The 15,202-nt window shown below is 64.4% G+C and carries 12 protein-coding genes and 1 tRNA gene; 5 read left to right on the top strand and 8 right to left on the bottom strand.

Annotated elements, in window-relative coordinates; genetic code table 11:
* Window positions 1-179: 179 nt before the first annotated feature.
* Complete coding sequence (locus tag J3A64_RS14355) at window positions 180-1,442, top strand: ricin-type beta-trefoil lectin domain protein (RefSeq protein WP_210064618.1); 1,263 nt, start codon at window positions 180-182, stop codon at window positions 1,440-1,442.
* Between the two features lie 180 nt (window positions 1,443-1,622).
* On the opposite strand, the gene J3A64_RS14350 is transcribed toward J3A64_RS14355, so the two are convergent.
* The 8 genes from J3A64_RS14350 to J3A64_RS14315 form a co-directional block, all read right to left on the bottom strand.
* Window positions 1,623-2,453 (bottom strand): DNA-formamidopyrimidine glycosylase family protein, encoded by an 831-nt coding sequence (locus tag J3A64_RS14350; protein WP_014920771.1) that lies wholly within the window; start codon window positions 2,451-2,453, stop codon window positions 1,623-1,625.
* Entirely contained in the window at window positions 2,446-7,392 is a 4,947-nt protein-coding gene (locus tag J3A64_RS14345; RefSeq protein WP_210064616.1) for an ATP-dependent helicase, read from the bottom strand. Before J3A64_RS14345 ends, J3A64_RS14350 begins: the two co-directional genes overlap by 8 nt.
* Window positions 7,393-7,447: 55 nt before the next feature.
* Window positions 7,448-8,095, bottom strand: coding sequence for a DUF4232 domain-containing protein (locus tag J3A64_RS14340; protein ID WP_210066166.1), 648 nt, complete (start codon window positions 8,093-8,095; stop codon window positions 7,448-7,450).
* A gap of 104 nt (window positions 8,096-8,199) precedes the next feature.
* A complete protein-coding gene (locus tag J3A64_RS14335; protein ID WP_011773531.1) occupies window positions 8,200-8,934 on the bottom strand; it encodes a YcnI family protein in 735 nt (244 codons plus the stop codon).
* Window positions 8,935-9,058: 124 nt separating this feature from the next.
* On the bottom strand, window positions 9,059-9,679 hold the full coding sequence (locus J3A64_RS14330) for a hypothetical protein (RefSeq protein WP_210064614.1): 621 nt from the start codon (window positions 9,677-9,679) through the stop codon (window positions 9,059-9,061).
* 210 nt (window positions 9,680-9,889) lie between these two features.
* A complete protein-coding gene (locus tag J3A64_RS14325; protein WP_014920774.1) occupies window positions 9,890-10,441 on the bottom strand; it encodes an SRPBCC family protein in 552 nt (183 codons plus the stop codon).
* Between the two features lie 133 nt (window positions 10,442-10,574).
* Window positions 10,575-10,745 carry a PLDc N-terminal domain-containing protein gene (locus J3A64_RS24140; RefSeq protein WP_374100564.1) on the bottom strand — a complete coding sequence of 57 codons (171 nt, stop codon included), beginning with the start codon at window positions 10,743-10,745 and terminating at the stop codon, window positions 10,575-10,577.
* A gap of 544 nt (window positions 10,746-11,289) precedes the next feature.
* Window positions 11,290-11,379: transfer RNA gene (locus J3A64_RS14315), tRNA-Ser, on the bottom strand.
* 127 nt (window positions 11,380-11,506) lie between these two features.
* On the opposite strand from J3A64_RS14315, the gene J3A64_RS14310 reads away from it, so the two are divergent.
* The 4 genes from J3A64_RS14310 to J3A64_RS14295 all read left to right on the top strand — a co-directional run bounded on the left by J3A64_RS14310 (window position 11,507) and on the right by J3A64_RS14295 (window position 15,192).
* Window positions 11,507-12,514, top strand: a complete 1,008-nt coding sequence (locus tag J3A64_RS14310) for a zinc-binding alcohol dehydrogenase (RefSeq protein WP_210064610.1) — start codon at window positions 11,507-11,509, stop codon at window positions 12,512-12,514.
* Window positions 12,515-12,517: 3 nt separating this feature from the next.
* On the top strand, window positions 12,518-12,916 hold the full coding sequence (locus J3A64_RS14305; RefSeq protein WP_210064607.1) for a 6-carboxytetrahydropterin synthase: 399 nt from the start codon (window positions 12,518-12,520) through the stop codon (window positions 12,914-12,916).
* Window positions 12,917-13,101: 185 nt separating this feature from the next.
* Complete coding sequence (locus J3A64_RS14300) at window positions 13,102-13,920, top strand: glycosyltransferase family 4 protein (RefSeq protein ID WP_210066164.1); 819 nt, start codon at window positions 13,102-13,104, stop codon at window positions 13,918-13,920.
* A gap of 27 nt (window positions 13,921-13,947) precedes the next feature.
* The gene (locus tag J3A64_RS14295; protein WP_210064605.1) at window positions 13,948-15,192 is read left to right on the top strand and encodes a DNA glycosylase AlkZ-like family protein; all 1,245 of its coding nucleotides are present in this window, start codon (window positions 13,948-13,950) and stop codon (window positions 15,190-15,192) included.
* The last annotated feature ends 10 nt before the right edge of the window (window positions 15,193-15,202 follow it).

The following is a 15,202-nucleotide window of genomic DNA, read 5'->3' as shown; positions in this document are numbered from 1 at the left end:
AACTTGAAGGAATTCTTTTCAAGCTAATTGGTTCCTGATTCCACCATCTCCCGCCGATATTTCGTCCTCGTTACGGAATTGAAAAGTAAAACCGCGTTGATTATTTCCGGGCTGTGACGTTTTGCGTGTCGCGTCGAAAAAGCTTGCGCGCCACGGGGATGGCCCTACAGAGTGGCACCATGAAGCGAAGACTCATGCCCCTGACGATGCTCGTCGCAGGCCTGACCATCGCAGCTACCCTCATAGCCCCGGAGCCTTCTGCACTTGCAGCCGCTGGCATGCCCGCCCCCGGAAAACTGGTCTGGAGCGATGAATTCAACGGCCCCGCCGGCACGGCGCCTGACCCCGGGAAATGGACTCACGACACGGGAGGATCCGGATGGGGCAACGGCGAACTGCAGTACTACACCAGCAGCACCAGCAATGCCGCAGCTGATGGCCAGGGAAACATGGCCATCACCGCCCGAAAGGAAAACCCTGCTGGATATCAGTGCCACTACGGGCCGTGCCAGTACACATCCGCCCGGCTGATAAGTGCTGGAAAGTTCAGCCGGACACAAGGCCGGTTCGAAGCCCGGCTCAAAGTGCCCAAGGGGCAAGGCATGTGGCCCGCTTTCTGGATGCTCGGAGACAACGTGTTCACCGACGGTTGGCCCGCCAGCGGTGAGCTGGACGTCGTGGAAAACGTTGGCAAGGAACCCGGAACGGTGTGGGGAAGCATCCACGGACCCGGCTATTCGGGGGCAAACGCCTCCAACGCCAGTTACACACTGCCCGGCGGTAAGGCCTTGGGGGATGCTTTCCACACATTCACCGTGGACTGGGGACCCGATTCCATCACCTGGTACATCGACGGAATTTCCTACTCACAAAAGACCAAAGCCACAACGTCCGGACCGTGGGTCTTCGACCACGATTTCTTCCTCCTGTTGAACCTTGCCGTGGGCGGCTACTGGCCGGGAGCGCCGAACTCGGGGACCCAATTCCCGCAGTCGTTGCTGGTTGACTACGTCCGCGTGTACGAGCTTGCCTCAGGGCCGGCGAGGCCCGTTTCGCCAGCCAGCACGCGCATCCAAGGCTATGCCGGAAAGTGCATTGATGTGGCCGGTCGGCAGGCTGCTGACGGGGCCCCACTGCACCTGTGGGATTGCGACACAGCGGCATCAGAGCAGTGGACCTTCGCTGCCAACGGCACCATCCGCTCGCTGGGCAAGTGCATGGACGTGGCGTGGGGTTCAACGGCCAACGGTGCACCAGTCCAGCTCACCAGCTGCAATGGCAACCCGGCGCAGCAATTCGTCCTGAACAATGCCGGGGATCTGGTGAACCCGCAGGCCAACAAATGCGTGGACGTAGTTGACTGGAATTCAGCCAACGGTGCGAGGCTGCAGTTGTGGGATTGCGCCGGTACCACCAACCAAAAGTGGTGGCGGATGGCGTAATAAAAACGTCCGACGGCGGCGCGCAGCTTTGCGGGGTCCGGCGGCTATTGCTGGGGCGGCTGGGGAGCTTCCTGGAGTAGCGGGCCGGGCTGGCAAGTGCGCGCAGCCGTCGCGGCGGTTGTTGGCCGGACCTGGCCGGCTATCATGTGGCTGGGTCCGGCCGGTGGTTGGCGTTCTTGATTAAGGCGCCGGCTGGCAGCGTGGGCAGAAGTAGATGTCCCGCTCCTCGGTGCCGTCCGGTCCTGCAAGCAAGCCGCGGCGTACAGTGGTGCCGCAGCGCCTGCAGGGTTGGCGTTCCCGGCCATATACCCAATACCCGGGCCGCATGGCGCGCGGTCCCAGGGTGGTCCTCCGCCCTGGGCCCAGGTTTTCGCCGAGTAGCCGTTTGGCGTCGTTGACTGTCTTGGCGAGGTCGGGGACTTCGCCTACCGGCAGGGCAGGGTGAATCCCGGACAGGAAGCATGCCTCGCATCGGTAGATATTGCCGATGCCCGCAAGCTTCCGCTGGTCCAGCAACGCGAATCCCACGGTGACGTCCGGTTCAGCGCGAAGCCTGCGCAACGCTTCTTCCTCGTCCCAGTCGGGCCCGAGCAAGTCCGGCCCGAGGTGCCCTACTATCTTGTCTTCCTCGGCTGTGGGCACCACTTCCAGGATGCCCAACGAGAATCCGACCGCGTCTGCGGAGTCCGTACGGAGCACACACCGTGCGGTGTGGCCGGGTTTGGTCCAGCGACCACCCGGCGGGTAGATCATCCAGTTCCCTTCCATTTTGAGGTGGGAGTGGATGGTCAGGGTCCGGGGCTTCCTGCTGGCGCCTGGTTCTTCATCAACGGGGCCGGCCAGGCGCATGAGCAGGTGTTTGCCCTTGGGAACAACTTCGGTCATGGTCCAGCCAGACAGGTTCAGGGTGGCGAACCGGGGCACCCGAAAGTCGGAGGACGTGATGACCTTCCCAGCCAATGCCTCGTTCAGTCGCGTCGCAGCCCGCCATATGGAATCGCCTTCAGGCACGGATTCGTAGTCCCTTCGGAGTGGAGTACGCCCCCGCTGCCGCGAGGGCAACGGCGATCGGAGTGCCCAGGAGATCGTGGCCGTTGACTTTCTCCATGAAGAGCTTGTCCACGGCACCGCGGCGCACCACGTCCACCAACGCCTGGGCCGCAACTGTCAGCACGGCGTCGTCCTGGCTGAAGGTGAGCAGCGTCTTGCCGCCGCGTTCCACGTAGAGGACCAACGCGCCGTCGACCATCACCACCAGCGCTCCGGCCTTGCGCCCCGGACGGTGACCGGAACCGGCGTCGACAGACAGCGCTGGCCAAGGAAGGGCAGCGCCGTAGGGGTTGGCGGGGTCGGTCGCGGCGAGTGCAAGGGCGGCTGGTTCGGCCTTGGAAATGCGGGCATCCTCCGTGAAGGACCTGAGCCGGTCCACCGTGGCGGGGACGGCGAACTGGGCTGCCCCCAAATGCTCGATGAAGTAACCGCGGCGGCAACGCCCGGCTTCTTCCAAGCGGGCCAGCACTTTGTACATGAGCCCGAAACCGCCGATGATGTTCTCTGCCATGACCGAACCGCGAGTTACCACGCCGTAGCGGTCCAACAGGAGCTCAGCCGTGCCGCGTGCGTGGATGGTCGGGTCCAGTTCCGGGGCGGGAAGAGCGGACCATCGACCCACTGCCGACGGCGGTGCAGGCGCAATTCCGCCTGATACCGAGCCGTAGCGACCCCCCGTTAGTCCGGGGGAGCCGAGCAGGCCCGTCCCATGGGAACGGCCGAGCCTGCTCATGCGCGGGGCCCGGGCCCTGGGCGCCTTGGCTACTTGCCGGTGCGCGGTTTTCCCTCCGGCGATCATGGCTCTCACGGGTGCAAAGGTATCGCCCGTTACGCGGCCGGCCCAGACGAGGTCCCAGAGCGCGGAGACCACGGCGTCGTCGCTCAAGACTGCATCCATGCCGCCGGCAACGTCCGTGAGTTGCCGGAAGAAGTAGCCACCGCCCGCACTGAAATGTTCCAAGAGACGCTGTTGGGCATCGCCGGGTTCGAACTCGGGGTCGGGGTTGAGCGTCAGCTCAGCGGAATCGGCTACGTGCAGGCTGATCCAGCCATCGTTTCCGGGCAGCGAGCCTGCGCCGGACCAGAGGAGCTCGCCGGCCGCCATGAGTTCGTCCAGCATGGCCGGCTTGTAGTCCGCCACCCTGCTCGCCAGTACCAAGGGTTCCCACGCGGATGCCGGGATGGGTACACCGGATAGTTGGTCCACGGCTGTGATGATGCCGTCCAACCCCCGCAATGCCTGGCTTCGAGACTTGCCCGGCGCGGTCACGTTCTGCCAGGCAGGCAGGAACCGGCCGTAGGCGGCGGTGTCCACTGGCTCCACTTCGGCCCGCAGCGCAGCGAGCGAGCGACGCCGCAGTTTCCGGAGGACTTCGGCATCGCACCACTCGCTGGACGGTGGGGCGTCAATGGTCATAAGCTCTGCGTCGGGTGCGTCCGCAGGCTGCTCCGCGACGGCGTGCGGACGGAATTCGCCTTCCACCACGCGACCGTCACCAGCCAACCGCTTCAAGGCGGTGTTGACTACCGCGACGCCAAGCCCCAGCCGCGCCGCAGCTTCAGCGGCAGTGAAGGGGCCATGGGTGCGCGCGTACCGGGAAACGAGGTCGCCCAGGGGATCGTGGACTGGCTCAATGAAAGCAAGCGGTACGCCCATGGGCAACGGAACACCGATTGCGTCACGCAGCCGCGCCGCGTCCTCAACTGCGGCAAAGCGCTCGACGCCGCCGATGGTTACCTTGAGTGCGCGGTTGGCTTTCTGCAATGCCGCAAGGTGGGATCCGGCGTCGACGACGCTGCCATGTGGCGCAGCCGCCGGGGCTTCGTCGAAGTGGTCCGCGCCTTCAACCTCGGCCTGTTCCACGCCTTGGAGCCGCTGGGCCACTTCTTCAACGCTCAGGGGGCCCAGCAGCCGCAGCAGATCCGCGACGCCTTCCATTCCTCGAACGCGTCGGTCCGGGGCGAGGCGCTGCAGCTCCAACTCAGTTGAGTCGATAACCGCGGCATCCAGGAGCTCGCGCAGTTCCACGCGGCCCAGGAGCTCATTGAGGAGCGTGGAGTCCAAGGCGAGGGCAGCGGCCCGGCGTTCGGCCAAGGGGGAGTCGCCCTCGTAGAGGAACTGGGCCACGTACCCGAACAACAGGGACTTCGCGAAAGGGGAGGGTTGCTGAGTGGTGGTCTCCACGATCCTGAGCTCCCTGCGCTCCACAGAAGCGGCAATGTCTTTCAGGGCGGGCAGATCATAAACATCCTGCAAGCATTCCCGCACTGTTTCGAGCACGATGGGGAACGAAGGATACTTCCGGGCGACATCCAGCAACTGGGCAGAGCGCTGGCGTTGCTGCCATAGCGGCTGACGCTTGGCCGGATTCTGTCGTGGAAGAAGCAATGCACGGGCGGCACATTCGCGGAACCGGGAAGCGAACAGTGCGCTGCCGCCTACTTCTGCGGTGACGATTTGCTCGAGTTCCTCCGGGTCGAAGAGAAAGAGCTCAGCGCCGGGCGGCTCATCTTCCATCATGGGCACGCGCAGCACGATGCCGTCGTCTGCTGCCATAGCGGATCCATCGAGGCCGTAGCGCTGTTGAAGGCGTTGGCCTACTGCAAGAGCCCACGGGGCGTGAACGGGCATGCCGAAAGGACTGTGGAGGACTACCCGCCAATCGCCGAGTTCGTCGTGGAAGCGCTCCACCACCAAGGTTCGGTCGCTCGGGACAATCTCCGTGGCTTCCTTTTGCTCCCTGAGGTACTGGATCAGGTTGCTTGCGGCGAAGGCATCCAATCCGCTGGCCTGGCAACGTTCCATGGCCGGGGCTTCGTCTGCGGCCGAGAGTTCCCGGATGAAGGCACCCAGCGCGCGGCCCAGGTCTACGGGCCTTCCAAGGGAATCGCCCTTCCAGAAGGGAAGCTTGCCAGGTTGGCCGAAAGCGGGGGAGACCAGCACGCGGTCGTGGGTGATGTCCTCGATCTTCCAACTGGTGGCACCGAGCGCGAAGACATCTCCCACCCGGGATTCGTACACCATCTCTTCGTCCAGCTCGCCAACGCGGCGTCCACCCTTGGCGGCACGCGCCGAAGCGGTGGGTTCACTGCCGTCCGCGTTGGCGGGGGAAGCTGAGCCCTCAACTTCCGTACCGATGATGTACACGCCGAAGAGTCCACGGTCCGGGATGGTGCCACCGGATGTGACGGCCAGGCGCTGGGCTCCGGGCCTGCCCTCGATGGTTCCGGCGTGCCGGTCCCAGATGATGCGGGGCCTGAGCTCGGCGAATTCGTCTGAGGGGTACCGGCCGGCGAGAAGGTCCAGCGTGGCCTCAAATGCAGAGCGCGGCAGGCTCGCGAAAGGCGCAGACCGCCGCACCGTACTGAACCAGTCCTCAACGTCTATGCTGCCCAAGGCGGTTGCTGCCACCGTTTGCTGGGCCAGGATGTCCAACGGGTTGGCTGGGATGCTCAGGCGCTCAATCTGCCCACTCAGCATGCGTTCCACCGTGACGCTGGTGTGGAGGAGGTCCGCGCGGTGCTTGGGGAAGAGCACGCCCTCGGAGATCTCACCCACTTGGTGCCCTGCACGCCCGACACGCTGGAGGCCACTGGCCACCGATGGGGGAGACTCCACCTGGACCACCAAGTCCACAGCACCCATATCGATGCCGAGTTCCAGCGACGATGTTGCCACCACGCAGCGGAGCCTGCCGGACTTGAGGTCGTCCTCGATCATGGCGCGCTGGTCTTTGGACACCGAGCCGTGGTGTGCGCGGGCCAGCACGGGATCGGCGCCAGTAGAGCTTCCGGCCTGCGCCATCATGTGCGCAGGGGTTGCCGTGGAGGCCGGGATTCCCGGGTTGGATTGGGGGGCCGCCCCGGGAGCAGCCCACTCGCTGCCGCCTACCGCCATCAACTGGCGCTCGGCGTAGATCTCGTTGAGGCGGGCTGTCAGGCGTTCTGCCAAGCGGCGGGAGTTGGCGAACACGATGGTGGATTGTTTGGACAAGACCAAGTCCACAATCTGCTCCTCCACGTGCGGCCAGATGGACGCCTGTGGCTGCAACCCCGACGCCGGCCCGGAGTCGAACGCTCCGGCAGCGCCCTGCAGATCGGACATGTCCTCCACAGGTACGGTGACCGTGAGGTTCCAATTCTTCTTGGACGGCGGAGCGACGATCTCTACGGGGGCTTGGCCGGCCAGGAACTGCGCCACCAGCTCACGCGGCTGAACGGTTGCCGAGAGCCCGATGCGCTGCGCAGGCTTCGGAAGCAGGGCATCCAGGCGTTCCAAAGAAACGGCCAAGTGTGCGCCACGTTTGGTGCCGGCTACAGCGTGCACTTCATCGATGATGATGGTGTCCACTTCGCTGAGCGTTTCCCGGGCACGGGAGGTCAGCATGAGGAACAGGGATTCCGGCGTTGTGATGAGGATATCCGGCGGGTTGGTCAACAGCGTGCGGCGATCCGCCGCCGTCGTATCTCCTGAACGTACGCCGACTGTCACCAGTGGTGCGGGGAGTCCCAACCGCTTGGCAGTTTGGGTGATGCCGATCAGGGGTGCGCGGAGGTTCCGCTCCACATCCACACCCAGCGCCTTCAGCGGCGAGATGTAGAGGACGCGGGTCTTGGTTTTAGGCCGCTTTGCCCGACCCTTGCCATTGGCTGGGACAGTCTCAAGACCTGGCAGCGTGTCAGTGGGCTTGGAATGCAGGCGATCGAGCGCCCACAGGAAAGCGGCCAGGGTTTTGCCGGAACCCGTAGGAGCCACTACCAAGGCATGGGAGCCCGAGGAGATCGCGTTCCATGCACCATCCTGCGCGGGTGTGGGCTCGGAAAAAGCGCCGAGGAACCATTCCCTGGTTGCCTGGCTGAAACGGCTGATAGCGCCATCCGACGCTTTCGGCTCCTGCATTCCTCCATCATGCCTCACGGCTCCGACAGAATAAGCCGGAGCCGTGGGGAGACGGTCAGACTGCCTGGAAAGCGGTGATGGTCAGGAGCTTGATGCCGGGGTTGCTGCACGCATCGTGGGGCTCCGGGATGAACAGTGAGGCCGTGTCGTTCGGCGGGTAGATGCGGAAGCCGGCGGCGGGGACCTTGGTGCAGTCGCCGTAGTTTCCGGCCTGCGTGTACCGGATTTCCGCCCAAGCCGACTTCCCCGGAGCCAGTTCGATTTTGGTGACCGGGGTTGTGGTTTCCCGGGTTGCCGGTTCGCCGATCGGTTCACCGTTGGCGTCGGCAGTCAGCGATACGCCGGCGAAGCCCTCCAGGATGCAGGGCGCTGTGCCTGAGTTCGTCAGGATCAACTTTTCGTAGATGCTGCCGGCCGCGCCGCCGCCGGTGGCGTCCGTTGCGGCGGTGAGCGATGCCGCCTTGCACAGCGCAGGTGCTGCGGGTGCGGCGGACGTTGCTGTCGCTGAGGGGGATGGCGTCGTCGTCGCCGTTGCGGACGGCGTCGCTGATGCCGAGGGAGACGAGGCCGAAGGCGTCGAAGAGGTTGGCGGGGCACTGCTGGTTCCCGACGGGCTGGGGCTTGGCCCGCAGGCAGCAAGAAGGAGCAGCGCAGCGGCTGCCGTCGTCGTCACAAGTCCGGTTTTGATGCGCTGAGTCCACATGGGCACCAGCCTTGCCCCGGCCCTGATCCGAGTCAATTCAGCCACGGTCAGGAGTGCGGATTGGCGCCCGGATTGTGATCTTCCGGGCGCCAATCCGCTTTCAACTATTTGGTGTCGGCTTTGGCCACGGCCGGCTTGGCGGAGCGGCTGCGGAAGAACGCAGCACCGCCCAGACCCAAGCCAGCGATGCCGGCGATCAGGCCAGCCCAGCTTCGCGCCTGCGAGCCGTCGTCAGTCACAGCGGCGGCCTGCTCGGTGGAGACGGCTTCTGCAGCGTGGTGGTCGCCTGCGGTATCGGCTGCCGTGATGGTGACTGACGGCGCCGGTGCCTTGAGATCGTGCGGATCCTGGCCCTCCTTGGCGATCTCGGACCAGTCTGTCTGGCCCGTCTCGCAGGTCTGCAGCGTGGGGAAGTAGATGGTCTTGCCCGCTGCGTCCGGCAGCTTGACCGACAAAACAAGGGCGTCGCGCAGGTGCGGATCCAACGGCGCCTTGGCCGTGTAAACGATCTGGCTTGTCCGCTTGGTGATGGTGGTGCCGTCATCCAGTTTCTTGGGCTCAGCGAGCGTCTCCGTGACCTTCTCTACGGTCCAGTTGGGGTTGACGGTCGGCTGAGCGTCGTTCAGTTCCTCAGGGAGTGAAATGGCCACTTTGGTGGTGCCGGACGTGTCGCAACCGTGGGGGATTCCAAAGGTCACCAGCGCGTACGAGTTAGCTGCGGTCTTGTTGGGGTCGGCGCCGACGTGGGCGGATGCTCCGGCCAGACCGGCCATCATCAGGGCAGCGGTTCCACCGGCAACGGCGGTAGCGGACAGGGTGCGACGAATCGAGGATTTCATGGGATGTGCCTTTCGGGGGCGCCAGATGAAGCGGCGCGGGGGTACGGGTTTGAGGCCCGTCACCATGCAAAGGCTGTGCTGTTGCAGCGCGTGGTTTGTTGTGCGCAGAAGGTGCCGGGCGGAACTAAGGAAGTACGACGACGGCGGGCGGGCCGCGGCGGCTGTCTTGCCTAAGGTTCCGCCAAGGGCGGGGGATAAAGACGTTGGGTGTGCCGACCGCGACAGGCGAGGCGCCGGCGTCGGGCCTGAACACCAAAGTTGGCAGGGCGAGCAGCGGCCGCAGCCAGGCGGCGAGCTGCCACAGGGCATCCTCACCCTTGGCCAGGACGACGGCAGAAGCGATGGTGGCGAGCACGTGGCCCACAAACATCATGGTGCCGAAGGCTGTGCCGAGTTCATGAGTGTGCGTCGCCGCTACGTCCAGCCCGGAGCTCAACGGTTCAGCGCCGAGGTGGTGATTTGTCCCCTGCACGTTGGCCGTGATCGGGCTCAAGGCCGTGAAGGCTTCGTGGAGTGCCAACTGTCCCGAGCCCAAGAGCCCCGCCATGGTGAAAAGGTTCAGCTTGAACCGGGTGGCAAGTGTGGCAGCCAGGGCCGTCAGCGCAACGAGCGCCAGCAGGACCGGTGCTGTGGGGAGTTCTCCGCCGCCTATGATGTGGGCCCCTGCAGCAAGGAGAACCACCACAATCGAGACGGCGCCCGACCGCAACGCATGAAAGGGTGCCCGGGACTGCGATGTGCGCACGGGTCCTCCCTCATCTGGCTGTTTGATTGATCGGCGTCTTGATTCTATCGGGAGTTCGGCGCGGGCCTGGCCTCGGATGGGTGCGTACGTGCACGTTCCTGCGTTCCTCCCCAGTTACCTCCGGCTTTCCGGTGCTCGCCATGCCCGGACTCCTGGAATTCCGCGGTACGCCTGGGGTGAGGGCTGAAGTAACCGGGAAGGAACGTCAACCTAGCGCTGCGCCCACCGCGCGAAGGTTGGCCTCGGAGGCTCCGGAACGTTTGTTGAGCCCGCGGGTGAACGCCGACGGCGGAGCTCAAGTTTCAGGCTTTCCTCACCGCGTGCCATGGCCCAGTGATGGTTGGCAGAGAACGCCGGTTTGAAGAGCCAACTCAGACGGCGAAGCAAGGGCTTGGCTGCGCTGACCCGCCAGTCGTAGGTGATGACGACCTCGGGCCCGTCGGTCTCGAAAGTCCAGCGGCCTGTGCCGTTGAGGTCTCCTTCAGCGGTGAGCGCGAAGCCGTCGAGGGTCACCGGTTCGGTAATGGTGAGCCGCCACCGCAAGGTGTACGGGAGCCAGCCCTTGGTATGAAGGTCGAAGGTCGCGCCCACGCCATCGGGTCCGCCCTGCGCTACGGGCGTCACCGTGAGGTAGACAGCGGGCCACCACTGTTTGAGGGCCGCGGCGTTGCCCAGGATGTTGACGACTTCCTCGCGTGTGCCCGCCACACGCCACACGGTGACGAACGCGTAGTCGGTGCTTTTGGCTTTTCGCTGGGCCATTGTTGCCTCCGCGGTCCGTGTCGGTTCCGAGGGTGTCTTACGGCATCCGGGAACAATCTACGCCTGCCCGCGCCGAAGGGTTAGATCTCGCGGCTTTGCGCATGAGAGAGTGCCGAGATCTCGCCCCTCGCGACTACCTCGACCGCGAGGTTGGTTCGATTTCCTTTGGCCCGAGCCAAAACCACGCGATAGCCCCAAGAACAGGCGCAACCAGGACGATAAAAATCCAGATAGCTCGCGTCATAGGATCGAAGGCCGGGCGCTGCGCAATCTGAACTAAAGCCCTAAGTATGAGTGCAGTCATCGCGAGACCAACGGCGCCCATCAAGAGTACGTCCCAGAATTGACCTGCGTCGTCACCAATTCTCATGTTTCCCCCCCAAAACAGGGCAGCCGACAGAGCCACCGCTTGGACCTCACGGTACTCGTCCGGTCAGGGATGACAAAGGTGTTTAGAGTTGGACCATGAGCGACACGAAGCAAGAACCTCCCCGGCTCTGTCTGGCCTGCAACGCAGACTCCTTGTTCGGCCCCCTGTATCTGTACCCGGAGACGGGGATGGGAAAGGGCGAAGTATTCGTCGCAACGTCTGGGTCTGCTCGGGCATTCGGGAAGGTGCGGACTGTGCCAATCAAGGCATTTGCCTGCCGGCAGTGTGGCAATCTTCAGCTCATCGCTGCAGACCCGGAGGCACTCTACGAGCACTGGTCAGCTGAGCAACACCAACGTTAACGAAGGTCTTGATGTCGGGTGGCAATCTCTCGGTGGCTATGGCTGCCGGCCCCAACCCGGGCATAACAAAAGGCCCCGCATCCCTCATAAACAAAGGGAAGCAGGGCCTTTCTCATTGGCGGTGACGGTGGGATTTGAACCCACGTTGGCTTTTACACCAAACAACATTTCGAGTGTTGCACCTTCGGCCGCTCGGACACGTCACCAACTGAAATAGGGTACCGGAGTTGAGGCCGGTTCCCCAAAACGAGCACCGGGAAGCAAGCAAGCGGAGCGCGCAGAAACACAGCCAACTTCCGTCCGCAGCGCCCCACCGATAGATTCGTAAGTACCATGACGATTTCGCAGCACCACGAACAAGAACACGAAGCACGGGCCTACTGGGTCACTGAGACCGGCGATGGCGAGCTGCGCCGTGAGGCCCTGCCCGCGAGGCGAGACGGGGAAGCCCTGGTCAGGACCCTGTACTCAGGCGTTAGCCGAGGCACAGAGCGGGTGGTCCACGAAGGCCGCGTCCCGGAGCGAGTGGCTGATCTGATGCAGGCCCCGCACCAGGAGGGTGACTTCCCGGGCCCGGTGAAGTACGGCTACCTGAACGTCGGCATTGTGGAAGAAGGCCCGGACGAATGGCGAGGACAAACGGTCTTTAGCCTGCATCCGCATCAGGACTTCTACGTGATCCCCACGAGCCAACTCACCGCCATCCCGGAGGAAGTCCCCGCGAAACGCGCCGTGCTCACGGGCATCGTTGAGGTTGCCATCAATGCGCTCTGGGAAGCCGGACCGAGGCTGGGAGACCGTGTCGCCGTCGTCGGTGGCGGTTTGGTGGGTGGCGTTCTGGCGACGCTGCTGCGGAAGTATCCGCTGGGCCGCCTGCAACTGGTGGACGCGGACCCGGAGAAGCGAAACCTCGCCGAAAAGCTCAGCATCGAATTCGCCGAGCCCGAAGACGCCAAGAACGACAACGACATCGTCTTCCACTGCTCCGCCTCCAATGAGGGCCTCAAATTGAGCCTCCAGCTCGCGGGCGACGACTCCGATGTCATCGAGCTCTCGTGGTTTGCGGACAAGGAAGTCACCCTGCCGCTCGGCGAGGATTTCCACGCCCGCAGGCTGAATATCCGCTCCAGCCAGGTGGGCGCCGTCGCCCTGCCCAGGAGGCACCGGCGGTCCAACGCCCAGCGCTTGGAGCAGGCGGCAACCGAACTAAGGGACCCGCTGTTCGACACCTTCATTACCAGCGAATGCCTGTTCCAGAACCTGCCCGCCACGCTCACAAAATTGTTCGAACGGCCCGGCGGTTTCTGCCACGTGGTCGCCTACCCCCACCCGGAGGATTAATACATGTTCAGCTTGACCGTCCGACGCCACTTCATGATCGCCCACAGCCTTCCCCGCGAAGCTTTCGGCCCGGCCCAGGGCCTGCACGGCGCCACGTTCGTAGCCGAGGTCACCTTCCGCCGGCCCAACGTCAACGACGACGCCATAGTCCTTGACATCGGTGCCGCCGGCGGCATCCTCGAGGAAGTGCTCGCCGACCTGAACTACAAGAACCTGGACGAACACCCCGCTTTCAAGGGCAAACTCTCCACCACCGAAGCGCTCGCGAAGCACATCGCCGACGCCATGGCCACCCGAATCCAGGACACTGCGGACGGTCCGGCCCTCACCGGCATCGACGTGGTCCTCCGCGAAAACCCGGACGCCTGGGCAGGCTACTCGCTGGAGCTCCCGGTCAAGTAAACCCGGTCAAGTAAGTGCACATCCGCTTCCTGGTCCCGGGGAACGTCCGGCACGGCTCCGGCGGCAACAAGTACAACGCCAAGCTCGCCGAGCACCTGTCCGCCTTGGGCGTCGAAGTTGAAACAGTAACGGTCGACGGCGACTGGCCGGTTGGGAGCCCCGCGGACCGGCAGCGCTTCGCTGACATGCTCGACGGCGCCACAACAGTGATTGCCGACGGCTTGGTGGCGAGTGGGGCACCGGACGAGATCGCCGGTGCCGCAGGTAAAGGAACACGGGTCTGGATCCTGTCCCACATGGCGTTGGCGGACCATCCGGATCTTGAGGCCAAGGCGCTGGCTGCGGCGACCGGGATCATTTGCCCGAGCGCCCATGCCGCCGCGGAACTGCGAGCCAGGCACGGGCACCAGGACATTGTCGTGGCCACACCCGGGGCTGTTGAAGCAGACCCTGCCAAGGGATCGCAACCGCAGCACATCGTGGCTGTCGCGGCGTTGTTGCCTAACAAGAGCCAACTCGAACTCGTGGAGGCCCTCAGCCACACGCAGGATCTCCCCTGGACCGCAGCCCTCATCGGCTCCAACGACGCTGACCCGAGGTACGCCGCGGAGGTGAGGGCCGCCGTCGAGCATCACGGGCTCCAAAACCGTATCAGCGTCACCGGTGAGCTGACCGGCGAGGCCCTCGAGGATCAGTGGCACCGGGCGGACCTCAGTGTCCTTATTTCACGCTCCGAAAGCTATGGAATGGCGGTCTCGGAGTCGTTGGCTCATGGCATCCCCGTGCTTGTGCGGCAGGGGACGGGAGCAGTGGAAGCACTGGGTAAGACAGGGGCGGGCACTGCCTTGGAACTCCCAGAAAACGGGAACCTCACCAACACCCTCCGTAGGTGGCTCACTGACCCCGCGCTCCAAGAGCGTTGGCGGACCGCCGCCCTCAAAGCCCGGGACCATCTCCACGGCTGGGACACCACCGCGACCATCGTCCTGAAAGCCCTCACGTAGCAGCGGGGGAGGGTGCAGAATGGGGCCATGACTAGCACAGTCCAGACCGCAACTAGCACGGTCCAGACCCTCCCGGCACCGGAAACCCTCACGCCTGAGCGCCTGAGGGCGTGGGCCTGGCAACGGCAGGGACTTGACGGCTCGCTGAACGGCAAGACTTCCGAAGAAGTCCTGGACCACGCTGGCTGGGCCCGCTCGGTAGGAGGCGCCAACCCGTACCTCACATTGTTCGCCAGGGCAGGAATCAGCCGCGAGCAAGCAGACCGGGACGTCAAAGCGCTGAAAATCCACGAACTCCCCACAGCCCGAGGATGCACCTACGTCCTGGGCCAGGCCGACTACGCCTGGGCCCTCCAGATCGGCCGCGACGCCGCCATAGCCCCCTTCAAAGTACTGGCAAGGCTGGGCGTCGAACGCGGTGAGATTACCCTCCTCGAGGACGAGGTGGAGCACGCCCTCAGAGAAACCAGCAGTCCCATGGACCCCAAACAACTCCGGGATGTGCTGGGCGACTCGGTCCGCAGCCTAGGCGAGGAAGGCAAGAAAAAGGGCGCCTCCACCACGCTGCCCACCGCCTTGGGACTCCTGCAGGCAGACGGCCGCATCCGCCGCGTCCCCGTCAACGGCCGCCTCGACCAGCAGCGCTACGCCTACACCAAATGGGGCCTTCCGCCCGGCAAACTGGACGACGACGGCGCCCGCCGCCTTTTGCTCGAACGTTACCTGCGCTGGACCGGGGGAGCGACCTTCAAACAGAGTCAGTGGTTCACTGCGTTCACCGTGGCTCAAAGCAAAAAGGCGCTCGCCGCCATTGGCGCAGTGGAAGTGCCCACAGCGTGCGGTGAGATCCTGTGGATGCTGCCCGCCGACGTCGAACGCTTAGCTGACTTTGAAGAGCCCGGTGACGAGCAAATCCAGCTGCTGGCAGGCACCGACTCACTGGTCCTCCTCAGGCGGAACTCGGCAGACATGTTTGCGGACGAGGACAGGGGCAAGAGCGTCCTGGGCTCCACGCTCGCGCTGCAGGCCGACCTCCCGGACCATCCCATCTTGGACCGTGGGAGGATCATCGGGCTCTGGCAGTACGATCCCGGCAAGGAAAGGATCGCGGCGTGGACCTTCGATCAGCCGACAGAGGCGGTCCGCGAAAGAATCACGCAAGTAGAAGCATGGATTCGGGACGAACTCGGCGATTTCAGGTCGTTCAGTTTAGATACCCCGGCATCACGCCAAATCCGGATCGACGCGCTGGATGAGGCCGCCGGACGCTGACGCCTTCAAC

It is taken from the genome of Pseudarthrobacter sp. PvP004 (assembly GCF_017876035.1).
Taxonomy (GTDB): domain Bacteria; phylum Actinomycetota; class Actinomycetes; order Actinomycetales; family Micrococcaceae; genus Arthrobacter; species Arthrobacter aurescens_A.
This window is presented reverse-complemented; position numbering and strand designations above follow the sequence as displayed.